Raw genomic sequence first — 23,586 nt, 5'->3', positions numbered from 1 at the left:
ATAACATGCAGTATCGCACCCTAGGCCAGACCGGTCTGAAGGTTTCCGCTCTTACGATGGGCACGTTCACATTCGGCGGGCGCGGGGCCTTCGGGCGCGCCGCCAGTCAGGATGTCAGCGATGCACGGCTGCTTGTCGACACCTGCATCGACAACGGCATCAACCTGTTCGACAAGGCGAATATGTATTCCACAGGACTGTCCGAGGAAATTCTGGGCGAAGTGCTGGAAGGCCGATATGACAACATCCTTGTCACCTCGAAGGCGCGGATGCCGATTGGCGACGGCCCGAACGATGAAGGCCTGTCGCGCTGGCATCTGATCCGCGAATGTGAACGCTCGCTCAAACGGCTGCGCACCGATCATATCGACATCTACTACATGCATGAATGGGACGGCCTGACCCCTGTCGAGGAAACCATGGAGGCACTGGATACGCTGATCCAGCAGGGCAAGATCCGCTATGCGGGATGTTCCAATTTTTCAGCGTGGCATGTGATGAAATCTCTGGCCGCTGCACCGCGCCACTCCAGCCGATTTGCCACCCAGCAGATCCACTATACGATCGAGGCACGCGAGGCGGAATATGAGCTTTTGCCGCTGTCGGTCGATCAGGGGCTGGGCGTGCTTGTGTGGTCGCCTTTGGCAGCTGGCCTTCTGTCGGGCAAGCACCGTCGGGGTGCGGGTCCGGCCGAAGGATCGCGGCAGGCTGCGGGCTGGGACGAGCCACCGATCCGCGACACCGAGCGGCTTTGGAACATCGTCGATGTGCTGGTTGAAATCGGCGAGGCGCATGATGTCGAGGCGGCTCAGGTCGCGCTGGCCTGGCTTCTGACCCGTCCGGCGATCGCGTCACTGGTTGTCGGCGGCCGCAGGGTGGAACAGTTCGAGCGTAATTTCCGTGCCGTGGATCTGGTGCTGTCCGAAGACGAGTTGACCCGCCTCAACGATGTCAGTCGTCTGCCGCTGGTCTATCCTTATTGGCACCAGCACAATTTTGCGCGCCCCCGTTTCAGCGCCGCCGATCAGGCCCTGCATGCGGATTACGCCGACCGGTATTATGGCGGGGACGATCCGCTGGTCTAAGGCAAAGCGGTCCGGGCAGGGTCCGGACCGCATCTTCAGCCACAGCGATGTTCGGCTTTCCCGTTTGGCAGCGGTTTTACTGTCCGGTCGCCGCCTTGACCACGGACTGCATGGCCAGCATGCCGGGATCGTCCAATCCGATGCTTTTTTCACCGAATATGCGGGCGCGTCCAACCGTGGCGGGCTTGTCGCGGAAATCGTCCAGCGCCTTGTCTGCGGCTTGGGCGGCCGCGCGCGCCATTTCCCCGGCATCCGCCTCGGCCGTAGCGCGCGAAACATAGTCCAGACTGTCCAGCACGGTCTTGCCGCCCAGTTCCGCCTTGCCGCGTTCCTTCATCTTGTCACGCGCACCCGCGATCAGGTCCGGAACGTCGGCCGCGTCAATCGACTGCGCGCCGCGCAGGGTTTTGGCGGCGCTCATCAGCCCGGTGGCCATCAGCGTGCCGTAGGATGATCCCGATGATTTGGTGAAGGCCTGCGCGCATTGAAACAGCGCCATACCGATATCGTCGGGCAAGTCGTCCTTCATGGCGCTGATGGCGCGCATGCCGCGGGTCATCGTGACCCCCAGATCCCCATCCCCCAAGGCACCATCGGCGGTGTTGAGCATGTCGAAATCGCGTTCCATCGCCGCCGCGACGCGGTCAATGGCGGCCAGAAGCATGTCACGGGTGATCGTCATCCCACCCTCCAGAACGCGCAGTCGCAGGGGGCTTGCAGCAGGCTTTCCAACTCCTCATCCAGCTTGCACAGGGTGAAGGAGGCACCCGCCATCTCCATCGAGGTGGCATAGCGTCCGACCAGCGGCATGACGATTGTCGCGCCTGCATCCTCCAGCCGGGCCTTCACGGTGCGATAGAGAATATACAGCTCTTCCGGCGGGGTCGCGCCCAGAGAATTGACCATGACCGAAACTCGGTCGCCGCTGGAGATTGGCATATCGGCCAGCAGCCGATCCATCATCTCACCGGCGATCTGGTCCGCCGTTTGCAGCTTGCCGCGCCAGACACCCGGCTCACCGTGGATGCCCATGCCCATTTCCATTTCGTCATCGGCGATCTCGAAGGTGGGTTTGCCGGCTTGCGGGACCGTACAGGGCGACAGGGCCGCCCCGATCGAGCGGCAGGCATCGGCGGCTTTCTGCGCCACGGCGGTCACGCCCTCCAGATCGCGGCCTTCCTCGGCGGCAGCACCGGCCATTTTGAAGGCGTAGACCATGCCAGCCACGCCGCGACGCTTTTCATGCTCCTCGCGTGGGGCAGAGGCCACGTCATCGGCCAGCAGCACGGTGGAGCAGGTGATGTCCTCAAATTCCACCAACTCTCCGGCCATGTCGAAATTCATCACATCGCCGCCGTAATTGCCGTAGAGCCGCAGCACGCCCGCGGCGCTATCGGCCACGCGGATCGCATCGGCCATCTGTTCGGCAGAGGGCGAGGAAAACACATCCCCAATCGCGCAGGCATCAAGCAGACCCGTGCCCACATAGCCGGTAAAGACGGGCAGGTGGCCCGATCCGCCGCCCGTGACGATGCCGACTTTGCCATCCTTGCCCGGTTTTGCGCGGGCGACGACCTTGCCGCCGTCGCCATGCAGGCGGTAATATTCGGGATGTGCGGCAACCAGCCCCTCCAGCATCTCGTCTACATAGTGTTCCGGATTGTTGAGTATCTTTTTCATCATGTCCTCCTCCCGTAGGGGACCGGTGTTTATTTTGAAGGTTTCAGACTGCCGCGCAGGGCGGTGACGGCATGTGTGTTGATGACCATGACCAGGATCAGCAGCGCGCCCCAGATCAGCTCGCGCGCAAAATTGGACACCTGAAGCATGTTCAGGCCACTGGACAGGAACTGCATGGACAGCACCGCCAGCACGACACCGATGACGCGCCCGTAGCCGCCATAGGGGTTCACCCCGCCCAACACGGCGATCAGCACCGCCAGCAGCAGGTAGGACGACCCGTAATCGGCCTTGGCCGAATTGGCGCGGCTCATCACGATGAGGCCCGCGATGGACGAGAACACCCCCGCGCTCATGTAGACCTTGAGAAGCACCCGGTTGACATCAATCGCGGCATAAAGCGCGGCCATCGGGTTGGCCCCGTACATCGTCACTCGCAGTCCGAACGCAGTTCGTGTCAAGATCAGGTGCAGCAGGACGGCCAGCAGGACAAACAGGATCAGCGGCACGGGAATGCCTGCAAGCGTCGCGTTTCCGATCAGCGCAACGGTGCCCGGAAATCCCATCACAGCGCTGCCGCCGGTCATGGCAACGGCAAAACCGGTAAAGACCAGACCCGATCCAACCGTGGCAAGAATGGGCGGCAGGCCAAAGAATGCGATCAGGGATCCGTTGATGAGCCCGGCAATGGCCCCGATACACAGCGCCGCCGTGACGGCGACGGCAAGCCAGATGGCCGATTGCGAGGCGGGCATCTCGGCATCCGAGAATTGCGTCAGAATCAGGGCGGCCACCACCGCCGACAGGTTGGCGACCCCCACCACCGACAGGTCGATGCCGCCGGTCATCATGGCGATCGTCATGGCCAGCGCCAGAATTGCAAATTCCGGAAACTGAAACGCCATGGAGGTCAGGTTCTGCGTTGACAGGAAGCGGTCCGGCGACAGGACGGACATCAGCCCAAAGACAAAGACCGCGATGACCAGCAACCGGAATTCCGGGGCGGCGGTGACGTCTTTCATGGATGTGTGTGTAGACATGATACCCTCATCCTGCCTGTGCTGCGGTCCGCTTGGCGCGATAGGCGGGAATGCCTGTGCCCAGCAAGATCAGGATGCCGATTGTGACGGATTGCCATGTGGTCGGAATGCCAACCACGATCAGGCTGTTCTGGACGATGACGATCAGGGCGACACCCAGCATCGTTCCGGTCAGCGTGCCGTACCCCCCGATCAATCGCGCCCCGCCCAGAACCACGGCAGCGATCACCGACAGTTCCAGCCCGACCAGCGAGAACGGGTCTGCCATACGCCCGACCGCCCCGTGAATGATGCCCGCAAGGCCCGCCAGAGCGCCGACATAGACATAGACAAAGAACTGGGTCCATTTGACATTGATGCCGATGCGCCGCGCGCTTTCGACCGATCCGCCGATGGCATAGATCGACCGGCCCAGCATGGTCTTGCGCAGGATGAACCATGTCAGGACGATCACGAACACAAGCGCAAGCACCGCCCAGGGGATCGAGTAGAAATTCCCCGCCTCCGTGGTGCCTCGCGCAAGAACGCCGCGTGAGAAATCGCGCATCGAGGGCGGCAGGTTCGAAATCCGTTGCGAGCCGATAAAGGTCAGCAGAAAGCCGCGAAAGATCGACAATGTGCCAAGCGTGACGATCAGCGTTGGAAGGCCCAGAAAGGCGATGAAAAACCCGTTGATCGCGCCTAATCCGGCACCGATCAGGACCGCGATCACGAAGATCATCGGCCAGGGTATGTCGGGCCAGATGGCCAGCGCCAGTACGGTGGATGAATACATCGCGACAACGGCCACTGCGGTAAAACTGACATCGATCCCGCCCGAGACCAGCACCAGCATCGCGCCCACGGCCAGAATGCCGATCACGATAGAGGCGCGCAGCAGGTCCGACACGGTCGTGATGCTGAAGAACCGCGGATCCGACAGCGTTGCGAGAACGCAGAACAGCACGATCACACCGGCGACCAGCGTTTCGTTGCGGCTCCAGAAATCCTTGGGAAGAAGGTTGGTCATGAGGCAAGCCTCTGGGCAAGAGCGTCTTCGGTTACCGATTTGCCGTCCAGCGCGTCGATAATACGGCCGTCGCGCATCACCAGGATGCGGTGACAGGTGGCCAGCAGCTCGGGCAGGTCGTCCGAGATCACGATAATCCCGATGCCTTCGCTTGCCAGATCGCGGATGATGCCGTGTATATCGGCCTTCGATCCGACATCGACGCCGACACTGGGGCCGTTCAGGATCAGGACGCGGGGCGCGCGTGACAACCACCGCGCCAGTGCGACCCGCTGCTGGTTCCCACCCGACAGGGATTTTACCGGGGCTTCGACATCCGGTGCCTTGACCTTGAGCCGACGAAGCCAGTCCGATGCCTCCTCGGTCAGACCCTGCATGTTAAGAAATCCACCGCTGCTATGCGCATCGAGACGCCCGACAGCGACGTTGCGCAGGATGGACTGACCGAGAAACAGGCCTTCGGTCAGGCGGTCCTCGGGCACATAGCCGATCCGCGCCATCGACGCCGATTGCGGATCGCCCAGCGGCACTGGCTTGCCATCGACCGTGATGCTGCCTGCGTCCGGAGAGACCAAACCGAAGAGCGCCTTGGCCACAGAGGTGCGTCCGCATCCCAGCAGGCCGGTGATGCCCAGCACTTCGCCGGTCTTCAGCTCGAAATCAATGTCGGAGAACGACCCTGCCTTGGTCAGCCCCTGAACCTGCATCAGGGTCTGTGCCCCGGCGGTCACGTCGCTGGGCGGCATTTCGGGGACGTCGCGGCCGGTCATGTGATAGGTCAGCGATTGCGTATCGAACTCGGATGCAGGCCCCTCGGCAACCTTCTTGCCGTTGCGAAGCACCACCACCTTTTCCGACACGTCGAGCACTTCGGCCAGTTTGTGGCTGACGAAAATCACCGCGACGCCTTCTTCCTTGAGCATCCGGATGATGCCCTGAAGGCGGCGAACTTCTTTCTCGGTGAGCGCCGTGGTGGGTTCGTCCATGATGATCAGCTGCGCCTTCGATGCCAATGCACGGCAAATCGCGACCAACTGTTTTTGCGCGACGGGCAGGGACTCGACCCGTGCATCTAGGTCGATCTGCACGCCGATCCGCTCCAGCGCGGCGCGGGCAATCTTGCGCACGGCACCGGTTTTGAAGAACCTCTGATGGGTCGAAAGCTGGGTGGCGAAGGCGATGTTCTCGGCCACGCTGAGATTCGGAAACAGCGAGAAATCCTGAAAGATCACCATGACGCCAGCCGCTGCCGAAATCCGCGGATTGAGCGTCGGATGCTCCTGACCGGCGATGCGGATCGTGCCTTCGGTGGCAGGCTCCACGCCAGAAATGATCTTGATAAGCGTCGATTTCCCGGACCCGTTTTCACCGGCCAGACAGACGGCCTCGCCGGGCTGCACGGTGAAATCGACAGAGTCGAGCGCTGTAACGCCGGCGTAGCGTTTGGTGATCGCTCGCAGGTCGATAAACGCGGTGTCATGGTCTGAGGACATGAACAACCAACTTGATTTGAGTGTAGTTGAAAAATGGGGACGGCCCGCAAGCCGCCCCCGGATGCGACAGGATCAGAACGGATATTCGCTCATGTTTTCCTTGTTCACGTTCACCCAAGCCTGGCCGAAGATGACCTTGCCATCGAGTTTCACATTCTCATAGCCAGTCAGGCCAAGATCCATGCCGTCGGTGACTTCTTCACCGTTCAGCAGCATGACCGCGATCTTGTTCATCGCTTCGCCTGCAACGGCCGGATCCCAGAACCCGATGCCGTCCACGGCACCGGTTTCAAGATACTGACCGGCGATCGACGGCAGCGAAGTGCCGAAAATGCAGGTATCGTCTTCCATGCCGCGTTCTTCAATGGCGCGGCCAACACCCGCCACGTCGGTCGAGGCTGATCCCTGCATGCCCTTGATATCCGGGAAGGCGCGCAGAACCTCTTGCGCCTTGGTATAGGCTTGTTCGGCGTCGTCGAATGTTTCGTTCTTGTCACCGACCAGCGTCATGTCGGGATAGTTGGCTTCCTGATGGGCGATTGCGCCATCGACCCACTGGTTGTGGGTTTGCGATGTCAGCGAGCCGACGAACACGGCATATTCGCCTTCACCGCCCATGCAGGTGGCAAGCTGTTCCATCAGGTTTGCGCCGAAATCCTCGTTCACGAAGGCCTCAAGATCGTAGGTGGTGTTTTCCTGTGCCGCCGCCTCGTGGGTGACCACGGCGATGCCCGCCTCCATGGCGCGACCCAGTACCGGTTCCAGCGCCTCTGGGGACATCGGGACAACGGCCAGCGCGTCAACACCCTGGGCGATCATGTCCTCGATCAGCGCTACTTGCTGCTGTGGATCCGCCTGCGCGGGGCCAACCTGAAACGCGTTCATGCCGGTGTCTTCCGCGAACTTGTTCACGCCTTCTTCCATGCGGTTGAACCACTGGATGCCCGCGATCTTGACCACGGTGGCAATGTTCTTGGAGTGGCTGTCCGCTGTTGCCTGAGTGCCTAGAAAGGCGGTCGATACAAGCGCAGCACTGGCAAGCAGTTTGATCTTGGTCTTCATGTCTCTCTCCCTATGCCCGCCTTTTGCGGGTCATTGACTTGGACCACGAGGAAACTCATCGACCCAAGCAGAATATGTTACTTCGAACCTCCGACGAAAGGGCCGCAGCCGCTAGGCCCGGCGCGCTTTCAACACTTGTGCATTGACTGCACGTTTGTGACTATATTAGCATCATTTCGTCGGTCAAGCCATTTTGTCGTTGGAAATCCAAGGAGTCTCGGACGCGCGATGATGCTGCAGAAACGCCAGGCTGATGACGATATCGCACAGGCAGCGTGGCTTTATTACGTTGGCAATCTCAGCCAGCAGGAGGTCAGCAAGCGGCTGGGCATTTCGCGCTTCAAAGTGCTGCGTATGCTGGCCGACGCGCGCGAACAGGGGTTGGTGCGTATCACCGTCGAACATCGAACCTCGCGCACTTTGGCACTGGCCGATCAACTGGTTGACGGGTTTGGCCTGCAAGAGGTGCAGGTCGCGCCCACAGGGGCTGCGACCGATGATGACGTCATGTCGCGCCATGCGGTTGCCATCCTTGCAAGCGGCTATCTTGCCCGGATCGCCGGGGCCGACAGCCAGGCCACGGTCGGGCTGGGGTGGGGGCGCACGCTGTCCGCCATGGCAGACAACCTGACAGGTGTGCGCAACACGGGCCTGACCTTTGTGTCGCTGATGGGGTCTGTAACCTATGCCTCACATACCGCCCCCGGCGATGTCTGCGTCAGGCTGGCGGCACAGACCGGAGGACGGGCAATTCTGCTGCCTGCGCCTTTTGTGACAGACAGTGCAGTTGCCTGTGAGGGGATCATGTCACAGCGTCTTGTCCGCGAGGCGATGGATGTCGCCCGCAAGGCCGATCACGCGCTGATGAGCGTCGGCGAATGCCGCGAAGGCGCGATCCTGTTCGACAGCGATATCTTCACCGCGGATCAAATCCAGCAGCTTGTTGATGCACAGGTGGTTGGCGATTGCTGCGGTGTCTTTTACAAGGCGGATGGCACCGTCGCGGATATAGAGCTGAACCGCTGCACACCCTGCGTGCAGCCTGCCGACATGGCGAAGATGGATACGGTCCTTCTTGCCGGTGGCGTCGGTAAATTGGCATCGACACTGGCGGTGCTGCGCGCCGGGTTTGTCAAGAAACTACTGATTGACGAAGGGCTTGCCGTGGCGCTTGTGCAGGCCAGAAAGGATCTGGGAGGATAATATGGAAGGCTTCGGTGTTCATACGAGCATGTGGACCATGACATGGGACAGGGCGGGCTGCGAGAGGGCTGTCACCAAGGCGAAATCCTATGGCATGGATTTCCTTGAAATTGCGCTGCTCGATCCGCCAAGCGTCGATGCTGCGCATAGCCGTCAGATGCTGGAGGCTGCAAAGATGCGCGCGGTTTGTTCGCTGGGCCTGCCGCAAGAGGTATGGGCCTCGCATAACCCCGATGGCGCGGTCGATTTCCTGACCGTGGCGCTGGATAAATGTGCTGCAATCGGCGCAGAGGCATTGTCCGGCGTGGTTTACGGCGGCATCGGCGAACGGACGGGCCAGCCGCCGACGCAAGCCGAGTTGGATAACGTGGCGGATGCAATGGCCCGCGCGGCGAGACACGCAAAATCACTGGGCCTGCTGTTCGGAATCGAGCCGGTCAACCGCTACGAGACCCATCTGATCAATACCGGCTGGCAAGCGGTCGAGATGATCGAACGCATCGGCGCGGACAACATATTTGTTCATCTCGACACCTACCATATGAACATCGAGGAAAAGGGCATCGCGCAAGGCATCATCGATGCGCGTGACCACCTGCGCTACATCCACCTGTCGGAATCCGATCGGGGAACGCCGGGGGCGGGAACAATCGCTTGGGACGAGATTTACAGTGCGTTGCGCGCGATCGGTTTCAAAGGGGGACTCGCGATGGAGAGCTTTATCAACATGCCGCCCGCGCTTGCAAACGGCCTGTCCGTCTGGCGGCCTGTCGCGTCCGGCGAAGCCGAAGTGATGGAGAACGGCCTGCCATTCCTGCGAAACAAGGCCCGCCAATACGGATTGATCTGACGGGTTCAGACGGACGGCGCGTTCGGTGACAGGCTTCAGATGCCTGACCACCGGGAGCGCCCATGTTTCGGCGATGTCACGACGATGAAAGGTTTCGCTAGGGCAACGACATCTGCATTTGATCTGGACCCGGCTCCCACCGGAGAGAAGCTTGTTTGTATTGGCTATTCCGTGTGCGCGGAGTAGTCCAGAAGGGACAGATCGGGGGATATCGGCATGTCAGTAAACGTTCAAAACTGAGCCGGTTTCAGCGATTAAATCTACCTCCCTATGTGGTGCAAAGCGCCCAGTCGGGCCACCCTCATGTAGCGGATCCGTCTGGGGGCTTTGCTTGCGCGAGGTTTATGTTTTTCCGCGTTGCTTGCTTTGTGCGAACCGCTATGAGGTGTTGCCCGTTTCGATGATGGCACAATGATGGCGTGCGCGATCCGGAAGCGCTGTTGTCATTTTGGCATCGCCGAAGACAGTGGCCCATTCCCTGAATCTCAGATTTGTGGTGATGACGACGCTTGTCTTCTCGCAACGCTTTCTAAGCAGCTGAAAAAAAACAGCGCGCTGCCTGATGTACTGACCGGCAGGTAGCCGAGGTCATCATCACCGCCGTCGCCAGAAAGCTGGTCACCATCGCTAATGCGTTGTGCAAGAGCCGTCAGAAATGGGCAGCCACGACGACCTGACAGATACAGTTGCTAATGGTTCCCATGGGGATTTCCTCTCCGATGTGTGTTTCGATATCCGGGAAATCGGCTCAGGAACCGTTCGGCGGTTGGATCCATGCTCAAGGTTCGATAACTCACCGCTGTTGCGTTGACGTGGGCTTGTGTCGCTGCGGGAACTTGCCGCCGTTTCCATTATGGAAAAACGGCGCGGAGGATCGCGAGCGCGGCGTTGTAACATTTCGGGTTTGGTGCAACATTTTGTTGCGCCGGGGGCAAGAACGGGGGCAAACACGCCCAAACAGAGAAAGACCGAACGGATGGCTGAGCAGGAATACCCAATAAAACAAGGGAAATCGGACGTTTCCCGCGCCGCTCGCCTATCCATCGCACCCATGATGGATGGTAGCGATTTTAGCATGATATCAGTATGTTGCGGGGTGCCGTGTGCAGCGTATGTTCATGTTTCGATCGCGTGATTTCGCACTGCGTCGAGGGCATTTCGGCGCGTTGGCGGGTTTTGGTTTCCTCGGGGTTTTTGGCGGGCCCCGGGGACGAGAAGTCTATGGTGGCTAGTTCGCAGGAGCTGCATGTGCTTCTGAAAGCAGTCGTTCGAAGTGGGCGGCAGTCAGATCTGCTCCGCGGGACAAACGCGCCTTTTGCTACTGTGGCTATTGCTGGCGCAGAATGCCTTCGCTCTTGCGGCACGGTATGTTCGGCAATGCGGCAGATCTCGCGAGAGCGGTCATTCACAAGTGCCCAGTTGACTCCATTGCCCACCGACAGCAATTCTAGCACCGCGATTTCGACGCGCAACGAACAAGCAAAGTCAACGCAAGCTTAAGCTGCCGTCCACAAAACCGGCAGCAGGCCAATTAGACACGGATATAACGGAGCTCTCCATTACCCGCCCGGCATCTAAGAACCCTGCCGTTACCTATTCCTGAAGCTGCTGGCTTTCTAATGCGGTTCAATTGAAGCGACTTGCCGGGATGCGTTTGAGCTCGTCATGACGACGCGAGGTCTCGAGGCATTCAGGAATGCTGATCTCGAAGAATTTGGAGAAAACCCGTCTTGGTTATACCCATTTTTGCGTAATCGGCACCAAGATTTTGCCGAAGACAGGCTGTCGAGCATACTACTTCAAATTGCGGTTTCTAATCGGACGCTGGATGATCAGCTTGACGACAACACAAAACTTGAAGCATTCGATAAGGGGCAGCTTCAGGATATTCGGAGCGATGCTGAAAGTTGTCGTCTCTTATTGATGTGAGCCGATCCAACCTACGTCAGATCGTGCCGAACCTTAGTGGCAACTGACTGAGCTCGCAGTCGTTCAATTCACTCGAACGACCTCGGAGCAAGCGTCACTCCCTTACCAACATCAAGCCCATGAAGACTGGTATCACTCTTTCTTTGTTTCCATGTCGCTTTACAGAGTTAGGCACCATTGCTACGTTGAATATCTATTTGCATCACGGTTGTTCGTGAATGAGAAATTTTGTTCTTAAGATATTTCTGCTAACGGCTCTCGTTCTCATTGCCGATCGACCTGCCTATGCGGAACTAAGAGTCAGTATCAAGCCGGACGCGATAACTGCCGCGAGCAGTTCGGCCGTGGTGATTGAGGCGTCCTCTCTTAGACTCGATATCACGATTGCCCGCCCTGACGTCGCGATGCATGCCGGTGATCCGGAGAAAGCGATCGCACGAATTTTGGGCGACGCACCCTTGTATGACGAGACAAGCGCGCGGCGGACACTGGCAACACATTATTCGCTTGGGCTTCGTGATCTCTCGACCCCGGCCCTCACCGCGGGCAAAAGCACTTCTGATTGGCAGCGGCATCCAAACCTTTTCCAGGTCGTTGACGGAATTACGAAGCATCGCTGGCGGGGAGAAAAAGACGGAGGACCACCGTTAGGTCCTCCGCCGGACATTGTGTTTGTAATCGAATTGGACTTGCCCACAGCATTGCTTGTCGAAAAAGCGCTGGATGACGCGTCCGCCCAAGTCATCGCGGAAAATGCACCTATCTCGATTGTCGGTTTCCACAGATTGGCGCGTGGCTGGATGCAGCGCGCGATGAATGCCGCGCGGGTGGAGGAGGTTCACATTTCCAGCGATGGCCGCTTTATCAATCATCCTGTTGCGCCAACAGCTCGGACTGCATTGGGATGGTTGTATCAGGCAACACTGGATCTGACGTCACGCGACACGTTGGCCGCCCGAGCCAATGTCATGAGCGGTTGTAACCTGTCTGTGGCAAACTTGGTAACGCGGCTGGTTCCCGATCCGGATTCTGTGCGTAGTAGCAACCCGATCGAGATCTTTTACCAAGACATGATTGGTCGCGACTTATCGCAGTTCCGTACGCTCGTTTGGCTTTCCTCCGCCGCCCGCGACGGCACTGTTGCGGGTTGGGTTGCGGAGCATGCGTCCCGCGCCGGAATATTCATCGCGCCTGATTTGCTGATCCAATTCGGCGTGGCTTTGGTCGCAGGCCCGATCGCTGGATGGTCTGACTACCGGACCGCGCTCGCAAATGGCCGCATCGATCCAATCGTTAGCGATGTGTATCATTGTGCGGGCATTTTGAGAGCACGTGGCCATACGATGCTCAGCGCGTCCATTTTTGAGCGATCATTGGGCTATCGTGCTGCGCAGGACGCGCTGATCAAAAAGGCAGGGGCCGGTAATCCATACCCCAGGTTCTTTTCTGCCGCAGAAGCGGTTACGAAGCTCCTCGGTATCGGGATGGTCGATCCATTGGAGTTGCACGACGCCGATCAATTCAAAGCGCTCTTTGACACGGTCGATGAGGTTTTTGTTGATGAGGATTGTGCCGGACTCACGGGCGCTGAAAGCCTCATGGTAAGTCGCCGTGCCCGGCAGATTTTACAAACAATCAACTGGGAACTGTATCACAACGTCAATCTCCCCATCATCACCTATCTTCTGACGGAGGAGCGCTATTCTCGGCCATTTCAATTGCGTGATCCGGTTTCGGAAAGAACCATAACACGAGATATGCATCCCATGTTCTCGGGGATGCGCGATACACCGTTGCCTTTCGATTTGCGGATGGTCTTGGCGGAACAAGGCTACATAAGAGATCGCCTGCCTGAGTTGATCGACATTGGCAGCGCGGAGGGCCGGGGCATAACGGCTGAGCTGACGAGAACGCAGCAGGCGCTGTACTGTCTGCAAACCTCGCTGATCCTTCGGAGTGAGCAGGACCAAAGTCATAGGGATTATCTGTCGAAGACGAAAACCTATTTGAACGCTGCTCTGGAGGCGGGATTGTTCGATCCCGAAGAGAGGGTCTTTGGAAATTACTGGTGGAGAGTGGCCACAGGCTCCGCAATGGTGATGATCGTCCATGGGCGGAGTGAAAACGAATTCGTTGACTACTTGCGCACTTTGATGGCTCTGCAGTCACGGGTCGCTCCAGAGGCTGCGGCTGCGGTTCTCAAGCCTGGTGATTTGGAACGTGTCGATGCATTGATGCGGCAGGAAAGGGGTAGCCTTAGTCCAGCAGACGTTCAGGAGGTGCGTCGCGCTGCACGCATCCTGTTGTCTCCAACGTTCGGCGAGGACCTGTTCTGGGGATGCTCAGGCCTGCCTGACCAATCGGTTATCCAAAACCCCATGGGAAAACAGGACCGCGCACTGACGGTAAGGTCCTCCGGCGGTATGTCGTTAGTTTTAGCTCTGGAACTCGGGCAGGGTGGAGCTCTCGACGCGGATGCATCTCCCGACGCAAGCAATCCTGGCGTCTGTCCGGCCATCAATTCTCGTCGGGAACGGCTGGCCTCTTGGGTAATGCGGGGAGAGGACAGCCCGATCACATCGTATTGGACAGAAAGCAAGCACATCGTCGTGTTTGATGGAGGACAGAGGCTCAGGTCTCTGATCGGGACGTTGGCACCCTATTTGCGTGTCCAGAGAACGGCGGGTGCGCCTCTGTCTCTCGAGGCAGACTGGGTTCTTGACCGCGTTGCGGAAGCACGTGAGCGCCAAGCGGGTTTTGAGCGCCGTCTGACACTCCTAAGGATGCTGGAGCCCTACAATGACGATGAACTCGGCGCTCTGGGCATCGCGGCAGCCGAGTTTCGCGCATTGGCCGAAAGGGTGCGCCAGGCCCGGCCCAATTTAAGTAGCAGCCTTGGCGAGGATGGCGACAAGGATGCGTATTCCGAGCTTTACGGTGCTGCTGGTACCGACAGTTTTCTGCGCGACTTCGAAGTCCCTTTGGAGGACCTTTTTGATTTCTTAGAAAATTCATGGGCTGCAGGCAGCGATGGCCCGAATCCAGTCCGCCTACCAGAAGATCGCTTCGCGAAGAACGATTTCTTTCTCACACCAAGCACAACGGCACCCCAAGGGGGAGTTGGACTGGGCGACAAGTTCCTTGGAGGGATGAGTGTTGGCGGTGTGGTTGGATTGTCTTTAGAAGATGCAGGGACCTTCGCTGATGGATCCCGCCGTCTTGCAGGGACCCTGTCAGTTCGACTACCTGAACTGCGCTCTCCGGGGCCAGCCGGTGCCACCGCGGACTGCGACATAGTCAACACCACCTACTCTTTGACCGGTGAGGTCGAGACAACAGGTTCAGAATGCGTTCCCAATTCTATTTTGGGCGATCAAGATACCGCGACAGCAGCCGATTTGGCGTCGCTAGGCGTGCGCTTCACACGTCTGAAGCTGCCTGATGATTGCGATGCAGCTGACTTGGCCGAGTGTTGGCTGCTTCTCGAGGAAATCGACGATGTCGACACCATCAGGCCCAATCAACAGACACTCACAGATACGTTGCGCCGTTTGGGCATGCCGCGGTTCGTGTCTTTTTCTTTGGACGAGGTGGTGTTTGGGGATGATCGATCGACACGTGACATTGGATTGATCGGAGATCTCACCGTTGCCAATGTCCCCTTAGGGCAAGTCAATCTGAAGCTCAGGGAAAACGGAGAATGGCAGGAGTTGTTCCCGAAACTCATTGAGGCCGCTGAGACGAAGATAAATGAGAATATGTCGCAAAAACTGGCCGAAATCGAGGCTTTCATGGCTAGCCTGCGCTTGCCGGCAGATCCCGGAAGCTATGCGGAGGCACCGGTTCGGTTCGGCCCCGTTCTAACCGCCGACGGTAGCCCAGATATAGCGATTGCACTTGACTGGGAACGCCCATCATTAGGTTTCCGAGCACTCTACGAGCTGAGCGCTCGTTTACCGGATGAACCCGCTGCGTCTGCCGTAGCGGTTCGCGCGGGGGTTGAGCTAAGCCTCGGTGCAACCGGTTTGGAAATGCAGCGGATTGTCTTTGCAACTCCAGGGATGGAGGATGTCAACAAACGGATTGCGGGTCTGTTCTCCGACGTTTCCGAAGCGTTGGGTGGGTCTATCGACGTCGCTCCTGAAGTTCGAGGTGGCGATCTTCATCTGCGCCTCGCTTTTCAAAAGGAAATCGAGGGCTGTCCGATTGAGGCGGCGGCTTCCATTCCGTTCCAAGACTTGTTCGCCGATAGCTCGGAAGCTGCTCTGCGAGAGGCAGCCGATGCGGTTCTAGCCCAGGCGACCACTTGTCTGGCGGAACCTTTGACAGCGGCGGTTGATACCGCTCTTCAGTCACAAACACTGGATGTACTCGGCGTACCTTTTGTTGTCTCATCAGGTGCCTCTGCGATCCAAGAGGCGATTGACGGACAGCTCCCACTGGTTTTCACGTTGGCCGATGGGGCAACGGGGGAGGGAGCACCATTAGGTGTTTGTACGGGTCTTCCAGCACGGTCTGTGGAGGGAATACGTCTGAAAGCGGATTCCGGTCTCAAACTTGATTTCCGGCAAATGCAAGACAACGACCAGAACACCCTGGGTCGGATGCTCTCGTGCCGCATAGAAACCGTGACGCCGGAGGCTTTGAGGCCGCACTTCGAACTACGTGGACTAGCTGTCGGGCATGACCTGGTTGCGGCGGACTTGGCGCTTAAAGATCTGCCCATGGTGGGCACGGTCGTTTTGCCACGGCAGAATTTTCTGCACTTGGATCGTGACATTGGAGACCTGCTCATCGACGCGCTTGGTGCTGCAGCGAGCCAGGCCCTCACGGAAAGAATCGAGAAGCAGGTTTCCGAACTCGAGGTTCCCGGTATTGGCAAAGTCTCAATGGTCGCGGGAACGATGGCCCTCGATCTATTTGGCCCAACGCCGAGCTTGACCGCGGATATCCGGATAGAAGCCTACGGGATAGCCATTCCCGGCAGTCTTGAACTAAGGCTGGATCGGGGCTTGGATGCCATGCGTATCCAGATCGATGAGGATGCCGCAATGACGGCGGCAGTAGAGGGAGCCGTGGCGAAACTCCTCGATTTTGTTCCGGAAGACACAGTAAAAATCGAGAACCCGCGTTTTGGCCGACTTGATGATCTGGGACGTGAATGGGGCCTGGTGTTCGGTGTTAAGGCGGAAGTCCCGATAGAGCCTGGCCTGATCGTCGGCGCCAGTCGCGTTGTCATCAGTGAAGGGGGCGTCAAACTTGGCGAGAAGATCACCGGAGGTGTATCGACACCGATCTATCTGGGGATAGTGGCTCTGTCGAAGACACTGATCAGCCTCTACACCGGTGAGGATGGCGGCAAATCAGGTATCGAGATCGGTGCAGATTTGACTGTTTTTGAGCCGCAGCTCGCTCATCTCATCAAACTGCGTGCATTGCTGGACCTCAGCGAGATCGACAAGCCAAAGTTCACCGCGACCGGCAATCTGGTCGTTCTGAGCGCATTAGAGATTTTCAAGTCCAAGGGGGTCCTGGACTTATCGCAGGTTCGGGCGACCTTGGATGCGGAAACCACGGATGCAATCCGCGACATTTTGGATTTCAGAATTGCTCTGGACTTAGATGGAGGGGAACAGCGGTTCTTAGCCAAGTCGCAACTCGGCGTGCTGGGAATCGACCTGTCTCGCACTGACGTAGCGTTTTGTGTCAAAGCTTGCGGTGATGGGTCTGAAAGAGAACACCTCGCCGAGGTCACGGTGGAAGAAAACTTGCTTATTGGCAAAGGACTTATGCACGCCGTTACCGATCTTGACTTCAAGGACCCCCAGATAGGGGCAGGAATTGGTCTCAATCTGTTTGGTTGGAAACCGGGAAGTGCCCGTTTTGACGCCGATCTAAGACGTGTGCAAGTAGCCTTAAAGTTCCTGGGCATTAAAGTGAAAGCGGTCACGCCATCGATTGAAACGATGACCCCACAATACCTGATCGATCTGTTAAAGGCGCTTTTCGACATTAGTCTGGAAGACCTTCTAAAGATCGATCCGACCGATATCTCTATCTCGGTGATGTCGGGTGATGGGTCAACACAGAGTGTGCACGAAGGTGACGCGGATTCTGAGGCATCCGCCCAAGCAGATAACGGTCAAGATAATCCAGGTGACAACGTAGGGACGGGCACAACACCGGCAGACCTCGAAGAAACGGGTAGCCCTCCTCCAGAAGGAGATGGCCGCGGCGCGCCTGAGCAGACTCCTTGGGGCCAAACAGTGTTCGCAAACATCTGCGAAAAAGTGATTGGGACTCCTGGTTTAAATACCATTTCGGACGAGCTTGATGCCCGCTTTTTTGTTCATTCCGTGCGCGAGCAGGCGGAGATTGTTCCGGCTTTCCGCTGGCCCATAGAACCACCCGGCAAGAGCTGGCCATGGTGGCGACTCTATACAGAGAGTTCCACCGCAGAATTGTGCCAACTGGTCGGAAGTGCGTATCAATTACATAAGACAATCGTCGGCACAGACCGCCGCTACGCCTCATGGCGACGTTGCGACAGCCTGGAACCCCCCTCGTTCAGCTACACCCCAATTGCAGGAGTTGCGCCCGGCCAAACGCGAAGCGAGCCGCTTGAAGGTGCTATCAACCTTTCTACGCATCTGGCGTGTGCCGAGGTTGACGGCTGGTCTTTGGCGATCTGGGGGGATTGGTTTTATGAACAGGCCACGGAAGGGTCACCATCTCGCTATTTGATCGCTCCTCGTTGCCCGTCGGGTGATGTCCTTGAGAAGGCAATCGCTGCGTCGCCCGAGATCGCTACGCTTTGCCAGGACGCCGGTCTTTTGAAAGTTGTGCCTGGAGATGCTGGAAGTGGATATCCGGTACCTGACCTTGTCTCCGCTGAGCGGGTTTATCAGCTGACGGTCACCGGATTGGCACCTTTGGTTGAAGGTCACGGCGAGCAACGAAACATGAAACTGGAAACCTCCTTTAGCGTTCCGGATGTAGTAGGCAGTGAAGACAGAGTTTACAGTGTTGAGCCATGGACTGAACGAAACGCTGCCGGAGAGTTGTTGAATTGGCATCTAATGATGCGCAATCGAGCTGCGGAGGGGCGAGTGGACGTCATTCCGCTTGTACTGACAGCGAATGATCCACTGATGAGATACTCCGCCCGTCCAAAAATCCTGGCCAAGGTGCTCGGTTTCTGGCTTGCCAATGGTCGGCGGCCCGAGATCCTTTCGCCTCCCAATGACCACTATCTCGTACTTGGAACCAGTGGTGACCAAGCTGCACGGAGCGAACGACAACTTTGGCTTTGGCAAGCTGGGCCTGAAACTGCGCTAATCGAAAGGGAAATAGAGTTTCCACTGCAACTCCCTGCAAATGGAGGATTTTTGCGAATGTCTGCTGGTGCCACACCGGCCAAAGAGATCATCCTCGATAGTGTCTGGGAGGAAGTTCGTCGGTTACCGCCCTCCAAGATGGGGTGGAAAGTTGTCGCCGGGATCGACCCGCGCAAGGGCACTCAAAGCTGGGCATTCTATGATCTCGATGCCAACGGAGAGCCAGGTCAAACCATCCATCTACTTTTAGACCGGGTTGTCTCCAAGAACCTTGCCATCGACGTTCTGTGGAATGCGACGTTCGCCGAGAATGAAACAGTGGTCGAAACTGCGGAAATGCGCGCCACGAGACGCCGTTGCACAACTCGGGGAGAGATTTCCGCAGCACTCGGCTCTGTTCAAGTCCCCCCTCGCGATGCTGAGGCAATGCTGGCAGAGGGCGCGGTCGACCTCGCGCTAACTGATCCACCAGGCTTCGATCGAACCTACCGGGGCCTTCGAGCGCTTCCAGATCCTTTAGTTCGTCTTCCTGACGATTCATGCCCGGGGGCATTCGAATGAAGTTCAATATCAGTGACCGTGTTGAGCAATTCTTGCTGTATGGCGTTTTGCCATTCGTTGCACTGTTTCTAGCATTTTGGCTAGGGCCGGGCCTCCTGCCAGTGCTGCTCGTTTTCGCATGCCCTGTGATCGCTTGGCTAGTACCACGAAAGCAATGGCTAGCACCCGATCTTGGGCTAGGTGCGTTGCCAGTTGTGGGTCTCATCGCCTTGTCATTGCTCACCGGCAGCGCAGTTTACCGATATCTGCAAGACTCAACGCAGGCGCGCCTATACAGCGCCACTGCGGAGGTCGATGTGCTTGCCGACCTGTGCGCCCGAACGCCGGGACTTGTTCAGTCTGATTGCGAGGGCCCTGCATTGGACGTGGTTCAAGGCAGCGCGCAAGGTTCGGAGCGAGGTCAGCTAAGCTGGCTGACCATTTGGTCACTGTTGCGCGAGACAAACCAATTGGACGAACGCAACTTTCCGAACCCAGGCGCCCTATTGGAGGCCGATCGGACGGATAAGGCCACCGCAATGATAATCGACTTCCTTCGTGCGAAGGAAAGGATGGAAGAGACGAGTTTTGGACTCCTTCAGTCTCTAACACGCCCATGCGGGATTGCCGGGCAAAGTGACGGCGAAGATAAAGACGTTGTACGTGCGCATGACGTTGCGCTGGAGATGGCTATCGCCTTCACTCTGGCGGACCTGCAGGACCGAACGCTTGATATCTCCCACCGAGCGCTTTCCTCTCGAGCCGATAGAGAGCACCTAGCGGGCCTTACGGACCTTCGCCTCTACGAGTTTTCCCGGAGCGATTTGGAGAAGTTGCGAAATGAAACCAACAATTTTTTCAGGTTCCGAGACCTATACCGTAAGGAAATGCCGCAGCCCTACCGAGACGAGGAACTTCTGACCGCACTTCTTTTGTCCGGCGCAGCTTATAGTGGCGATCAGATAGCGGCGGCAAATAGCTTTCTGGACTTGCGAAAGTCCGAAGACAACGGCAGCACTATCGGCAGTTATGTCCGTCTCACGGAGGAAAGCGACGAATTCGAGAACCTCTGCGCGGCAATTCTGAACAAGTCCGAAAAACCAGGCCAGGGTTCGATCACCCAAGTTTCCACCTCAGCCGCAGCCACACCCGACAGATTTGACCTCGACGATCCAGCGCAACTATTCAAGGTGCTGAAGATGCGTGAGGAAATTGCTCTTTATGTAGCAGGACGTATCCGGACCGCTGACGCCACACGCGACGAACGTTTTTGGCTGACATTGGTAACCGGATACGAGCAGTTCTCAATGATTGTGCTGTTTGTTCTGGGTCTGCTTTTCGCGCTATTTCGGTTCGTCAGTCTTGGCCTTGCCTATTTTAAGAGAGAAATTTGGTTTGCAGCAGATGGCACTTCTGTCAGTTCCCTGCTCTTTGGGCTTCGGTCCAGCCGATGGCCTCTGCGACTTATAGCGGCGATTCTCCCAGCCATAGGTTTCGTTGGAACGGTACGTGGCATCATGCTGAGCTTGACTGGGGCGGATCAGATTGTCTGGGCAACGACGATCAATGAGCGGTCCGCTGCGATCAGTGCGCTTGCAACTGATCTGGGCTTGGCATTTGCGACAACTCTAATTGCACTCGTCTTGGGCATAGTTTTGAGCTTGGTCGCCGGTGCTGAGCAACGACTGAGCGAAGTGACGGTCCTGCGTGTCTAGGATGTCTGAGCAAGTCCCAGCCCAACCGGCGGCTGAAGCCATTCGATATCCTGGTGAGGAGCCAACCGGAAATTCATTTGTGATGTCCCTTGCTGACGCGCTGACTTGCGTTTTTGGGGCTGCCATCGCTCTTTTTGTTATTTTTCTTGTGCTGGTGAAGCTCGATCCGTCGGTGACGCGAAACGAGGCGTCAGACAAGACTGAGACGGTTGCATTCGGAGATGGTTCCTTCGATGGAGCGTTCGATGGTGGACTTAGTGTTACGCTGATCTTTGCCGCACGCGATTGTCGCGAAATCTCAGGGATTCGAGTGGGGGCGGGGGCGCCCGAAGATGTCAGACACTGGATTTCTCCACAAGGACCGGGGCACGCGGCAAGAAAGTGCAGGTTCTTTGTGCATATGCCCAGCGGGTTCAGTGCGAGCGCCATTGAGTTCACGGCTCGCCGTCCTGCGCGAAACGTGGCCATGCGGGTGCTGGTTGGTAACCTCTACTCTGAGACGATCAAATTTGACATTCCGTTCAGCCCTGGACAGGGAACCGAGTCATTTGCCTCCTTGAGGCAATCTGGTGAATTCCGATTGAGCGCAGGGAATTGATCGCATGTCGATGGATGCCGAACTGGATGACTTAGATGAGGAGCCGCCTGATACGTTTGGTTTTAGTTTTGTCGATATGGTCTCCGGTGGATTTGGTGCAGCTTTTTTTTTGTTCCTAGTTTTTGCCACTCTCCCGATAGACGTTGGGGCGCCAGGCGGTGGTGGTGAACGGTTCATCCAAGTCTGGTTGACATGGCCAGGGGGCGATGAAGCCGATGTGACTTTCGAACCAATCATAGAGTACTCAAACCCAGAAGCCTCGGACTGGAGTAGTTACAGACTGACGGAAGGCCGGCTACAGCAAACCGGGCAATTTGGAAACATGAGCTACGGCACGGGGCCAAAGGCATTTTGGTCAAGTGTGTTCGGTGCTGGCTTTAGCGACGCCGGTGGTACCGCGATGAGAGCGGTGGACATAGAGACGGGTTCGGAGCGATCGGGCCTCTGGCTGCATTTCTCAGATCCGTGTCCAGGGAGATATCGGTTGCGTGTCAACCGCAACGCTGGCTTCGAAGATTTGCTTCTGTCTCGTGCAGCCGCTTCGAAGGATTACACTTACAATTTGGTGCTGGAAACATCTGGACTCGGGCGTTTGGCCATAGATGGTCTGCCACCCGGTGACGGGAGTGAATTAGCTCCACTCGTCGCGCTCAATCCAGATGCGACCGATCAAGTTGAGCGATTTGAATTCTTGATCGACGAGCCAAAAAAAGCAGATTCAGACATGGATCATTGCAAATGATCTCCAGATTGCATCATTTTGATATGGATACTGCAACATCGCAGTTCCCAAAGAGCTTATAAATTTTCTTTGGTTTATGGTCGTAACTATGGATGTCAGAACCGTTGAATTGCACTAGATACGCTGGATACCCGTCGTGGCATCCGCTAATCCTAATTTGACCACTCCGAGATATTATGATGTCAAATTTGTAGTCAATATTTGGGATTATTCCGACTCCAGATGCAGTACTACCCGATAGGACGAAAGTTACTGCATCTTCCGAAAAAGAAATAGATGAAGCTACAAAGTTATCTCTTACGCTGTCAAGATTTACTCCAAAAAAGTCTGTGGAACCAGTTTCATAGCTTGTGCTTACAGTCTCGCTCTTGAAATCAACAAAGAAAAAGTGTTGCGATTTGACGCCGCTTTGCGGATCGAAGTCAAGAATGCGAGTTTCGACCAAGCCTTCGTAGAGTTCCTCTGCATCTGCGCTAGAAATATTCAATCCGAGGGCTGCAACCAAGGCTATCAGAGTCTTAAGGTAGTTCATCTCAAATCCTCTTCTTCCAATACAGTAGTTCAAATTTACTTGTTTCTTTGTAGGAGTTTGGCCTTCATTGGCCTCCTTTTCAGCACGAGTTTGTAAACCTGCCTGTTGGTATCATATTGATCCGTAAAAGGAAGGTTTGTAAATCAGTGACTGAGGCCGAGGTTGGCGTTCTCATCTTCCAGCGCTTTCAACTTGCAGGCATCTGATACGTCCAGCGTATCCGTCCGGTTTCCCCGCTCTGACGGGGAGATGGAGTGCCTGCTAGATGTCCACCATCGATAGTGGACATCTTGAGGTGGGCGATGGCGGGCAAGAAGGGCCAGAAGAAGCGGATCTGGTCAGACGATGAGAAGCGGTCGATCTGCGCGCAGGCGCGGGTTCCCGGTGTCTCGGTTGCGCAGGTCGCGCGGCGCTACGCGATGAACACCAACCTGATCCATAAATGGCTTCGCGACCCTCGGTTTGCACGTAAACCTCCGGCGACGGCCGTCTGATCTCAGGCTCAATCTGATGGTAAGTCCGACCTTATGTCCGACTTTATCAACCGCCCTCAAATCGAAGTTCTGTCTGCTGCCGATGGTGAACGCCGCCGGCATTGGTCGGATGATGACAAACTGCGCATTGTGGAAGAAAGCTTTATTGGCCACCGTCAGGTGACAGCCACGGCGCGGCGACACGGCATTGGCCGGTCGCTTTTGACGACTTGGCGGCGGCAGTATCGAAACGGTGAGCTTGGGTCTTCTGGCTCTGTATCGTTCGCGCCGGTGACTG

At 57.2% G+C, this 23,586-nt stretch carries 17 protein-coding genes and 1 pseudogene; 10 read left to right on the top strand and 8 right to left on the bottom strand.

Annotated elements, in window-relative coordinates; translation table 11 throughout:
* Positions 1 to 5: 5 nt before the first annotated feature.
* Positions 6 to 1,085: an aldo/keto reductase gene (locus ACN0WV_RS07685; RefSeq protein WP_417604809.1), complete on the top strand. Its 1,080-nt coding sequence runs from the start codon at positions 6 to 8 to the stop codon at positions 1,083 to 1,085.
* 76 nt (positions 1,086 to 1,161) lie between these two features.
* On the opposite strand, the gene ACN0WV_RS07680 is transcribed toward ACN0WV_RS07685, so the two are convergent.
* The 6 genes from ACN0WV_RS07680 to ACN0WV_RS07655 form a co-directional block, all read right to left on the bottom strand.
* Complete coding sequence (locus tag ACN0WV_RS07680) at positions 1,162 to 1,767, bottom strand: dihydroxyacetone kinase subunit L (protein ID WP_417604807.1); 606 nt, start codon at positions 1,765 to 1,767, stop codon at positions 1,162 to 1,164.
* A complete protein-coding gene (locus ACN0WV_RS07675; protein WP_417604805.1) occupies positions 1,764 to 2,765 on the bottom strand; it encodes a dihydroxyacetone kinase subunit DhaK in 1,002 nt (333 codons plus the stop codon). Before ACN0WV_RS07675 ends, ACN0WV_RS07680 begins: the two co-directional genes overlap by 4 nt.
* 29 nt (positions 2,766 to 2,794) lie before the next feature.
* Positions 2,795 to 3,805, bottom strand: coding sequence for an ABC transporter permease (locus tag ACN0WV_RS07670; protein ID WP_084350054.1), 1,011 nt, complete (start codon positions 3,803 to 3,805; stop codon positions 2,795 to 2,797).
* Between the two features lie 7 nt (positions 3,806 to 3,812).
* A complete protein-coding gene (locus tag ACN0WV_RS07665; RefSeq protein ID WP_417604803.1) occupies positions 3,813 to 4,814 on the bottom strand; it encodes an ABC transporter permease in 1,002 nt (333 codons plus the stop codon).
* Positions 4,811 to 6,307, bottom strand: a complete 1,497-nt coding sequence (locus tag ACN0WV_RS07660; protein WP_417604801.1) for a sugar ABC transporter ATP-binding protein — start codon at positions 6,305 to 6,307, stop codon at positions 4,811 to 4,813. The genes ACN0WV_RS07665 and ACN0WV_RS07660 overlap by 4 nt, the downstream gene beginning before the upstream one ends.
* Before the next feature lie 72 nt (positions 6,308 to 6,379).
* Positions 6,380 to 7,369, bottom strand: coding sequence for an autoinducer 2 ABC transporter substrate-binding protein (locus ACN0WV_RS07655; protein WP_084350051.1), 990 nt, complete (start codon positions 7,367 to 7,369; stop codon positions 6,380 to 6,382).
* 228 nt (positions 7,370 to 7,597) lie between these two features.
* Here ACN0WV_RS07655 and ACN0WV_RS07650 point away from each other — a divergent pair, with 228 nt between their 5' ends.
* Both ACN0WV_RS07650 and ACN0WV_RS07645 read left to right on the top strand, forming a co-directional pair.
* Positions 7,598 to 8,572, top strand: coding sequence for a sugar-binding transcriptional regulator (locus tag ACN0WV_RS07650; protein WP_417604799.1), 975 nt, complete (start codon positions 7,598 to 7,600; stop codon positions 8,570 to 8,572).
* Positions 8,573 to 8,609: 37 nt separating this feature from the next.
* Positions 8,610 to 9,422, top strand: coding sequence for a sugar phosphate isomerase/epimerase family protein (locus ACN0WV_RS07645; protein WP_417604798.1), 813 nt, complete (start codon positions 8,610 to 8,612; stop codon positions 9,420 to 9,422).
* A 378-nt stretch (positions 9,423 to 9,800) separates the two neighbouring features.
* Here the strand turns inward: ACN0WV_RS07645 and ACN0WV_RS07640 are convergent.
* Positions 9,801 to 10,015, bottom strand: a pseudogene (locus ACN0WV_RS07640) (ATP-binding protein); the annotation flags it as partial.
* 1,072 nt (positions 10,016 to 11,087) lie between these two features.
* Here ACN0WV_RS07640 and ACN0WV_RS07635 point away from each other — a divergent pair.
* The 5 genes from ACN0WV_RS07635 to ACN0WV_RS07615 all read left to right on the top strand — a co-directional run bounded on the left by ACN0WV_RS07635 (position 11,088) and on the right by ACN0WV_RS07615 (position 22,283).
* Positions 11,088 to 11,351 (top strand): hypothetical protein, encoded by a 264-nt coding sequence (locus tag ACN0WV_RS07635; protein WP_417604796.1) that lies wholly within the window; start codon positions 11,088 to 11,090, stop codon positions 11,349 to 11,351.
* 218 nt (positions 11,352 to 11,569) lie between these two features.
* Positions 11,570 to 19,249 carry a hypothetical protein gene (locus tag ACN0WV_RS07630; protein WP_417604795.1) on the top strand — a complete coding sequence of 2,560 codons (7,680 nt, stop codon included), beginning with the start codon at positions 11,570 to 11,572 and terminating at the stop codon, positions 19,247 to 19,249.
* On the top strand, positions 19,246 to 20,943 hold the full coding sequence (locus ACN0WV_RS07625; RefSeq protein ID WP_417604794.1) for a MotA/TolQ/ExbB proton channel family protein: 1,698 nt from the start codon (positions 19,246 to 19,248) through the stop codon (positions 20,941 to 20,943). Before ACN0WV_RS07630 ends, ACN0WV_RS07625 begins: the two co-directional genes overlap by 4 nt.
* Before the next feature lie 82 nt (positions 20,944 to 21,025).
* Positions 21,026 to 21,541, top strand: coding sequence for a hypothetical protein (locus ACN0WV_RS07620; protein WP_417604792.1), 516 nt, complete (start codon positions 21,026 to 21,028; stop codon positions 21,539 to 21,541).
* Between the two features lie 4 nt (positions 21,542 to 21,545).
* Positions 21,546 to 22,283 (top strand): hypothetical protein, encoded by a 738-nt coding sequence (locus ACN0WV_RS07615; protein WP_417604790.1) that lies wholly within the window; start codon positions 21,546 to 21,548, stop codon positions 22,281 to 22,283.
* A gap of 13 nt (positions 22,284 to 22,296) precedes the next feature.
* On the opposite strand, the gene ACN0WV_RS07610 is transcribed toward ACN0WV_RS07615, so the two are convergent.
* The gene (locus ACN0WV_RS07610; RefSeq protein ID WP_417604788.1) at positions 22,297 to 22,815 is read right to left on the bottom strand and encodes a DUF3238 domain-containing protein; all 519 of its coding nucleotides are present in this window, start codon (positions 22,813 to 22,815) and stop codon (positions 22,297 to 22,299) included.
* 302 nt (positions 22,816 to 23,117) lie between these two features.
* Between ACN0WV_RS07610 and ACN0WV_RS07605 the strand changes: the two genes are divergently transcribed.
* Both ACN0WV_RS07605 and ACN0WV_RS07600 read left to right on the top strand, forming a co-directional pair.
* Positions 23,118 to 23,309 (top strand): transposase, encoded by a 192-nt coding sequence (locus tag ACN0WV_RS07605; RefSeq protein ID WP_417604786.1) that lies wholly within the window; start codon positions 23,118 to 23,120, stop codon positions 23,307 to 23,309.
* A 33-nt stretch (positions 23,310 to 23,342) separates the two neighbouring features.
* A partial coding sequence (locus ACN0WV_RS07600; protein WP_417604785.1) for a transposase occupies positions 23,343 to 23,586 on the top strand: 244 nt, incomplete at its 3' end.

The organism is Primorskyibacter flagellatus (genome assembly GCF_048268605.1).
Taxonomy (GTDB): Bacteria; Pseudomonadota; Alphaproteobacteria; order Rhodobacterales; family Rhodobacteraceae; genus Primorskyibacter; species Primorskyibacter flagellatus.
The sequence above is the reverse complement of the archived record's forward strand: the minus strand, read 5'-3'. Positions and strand labels throughout refer to the sequence as shown.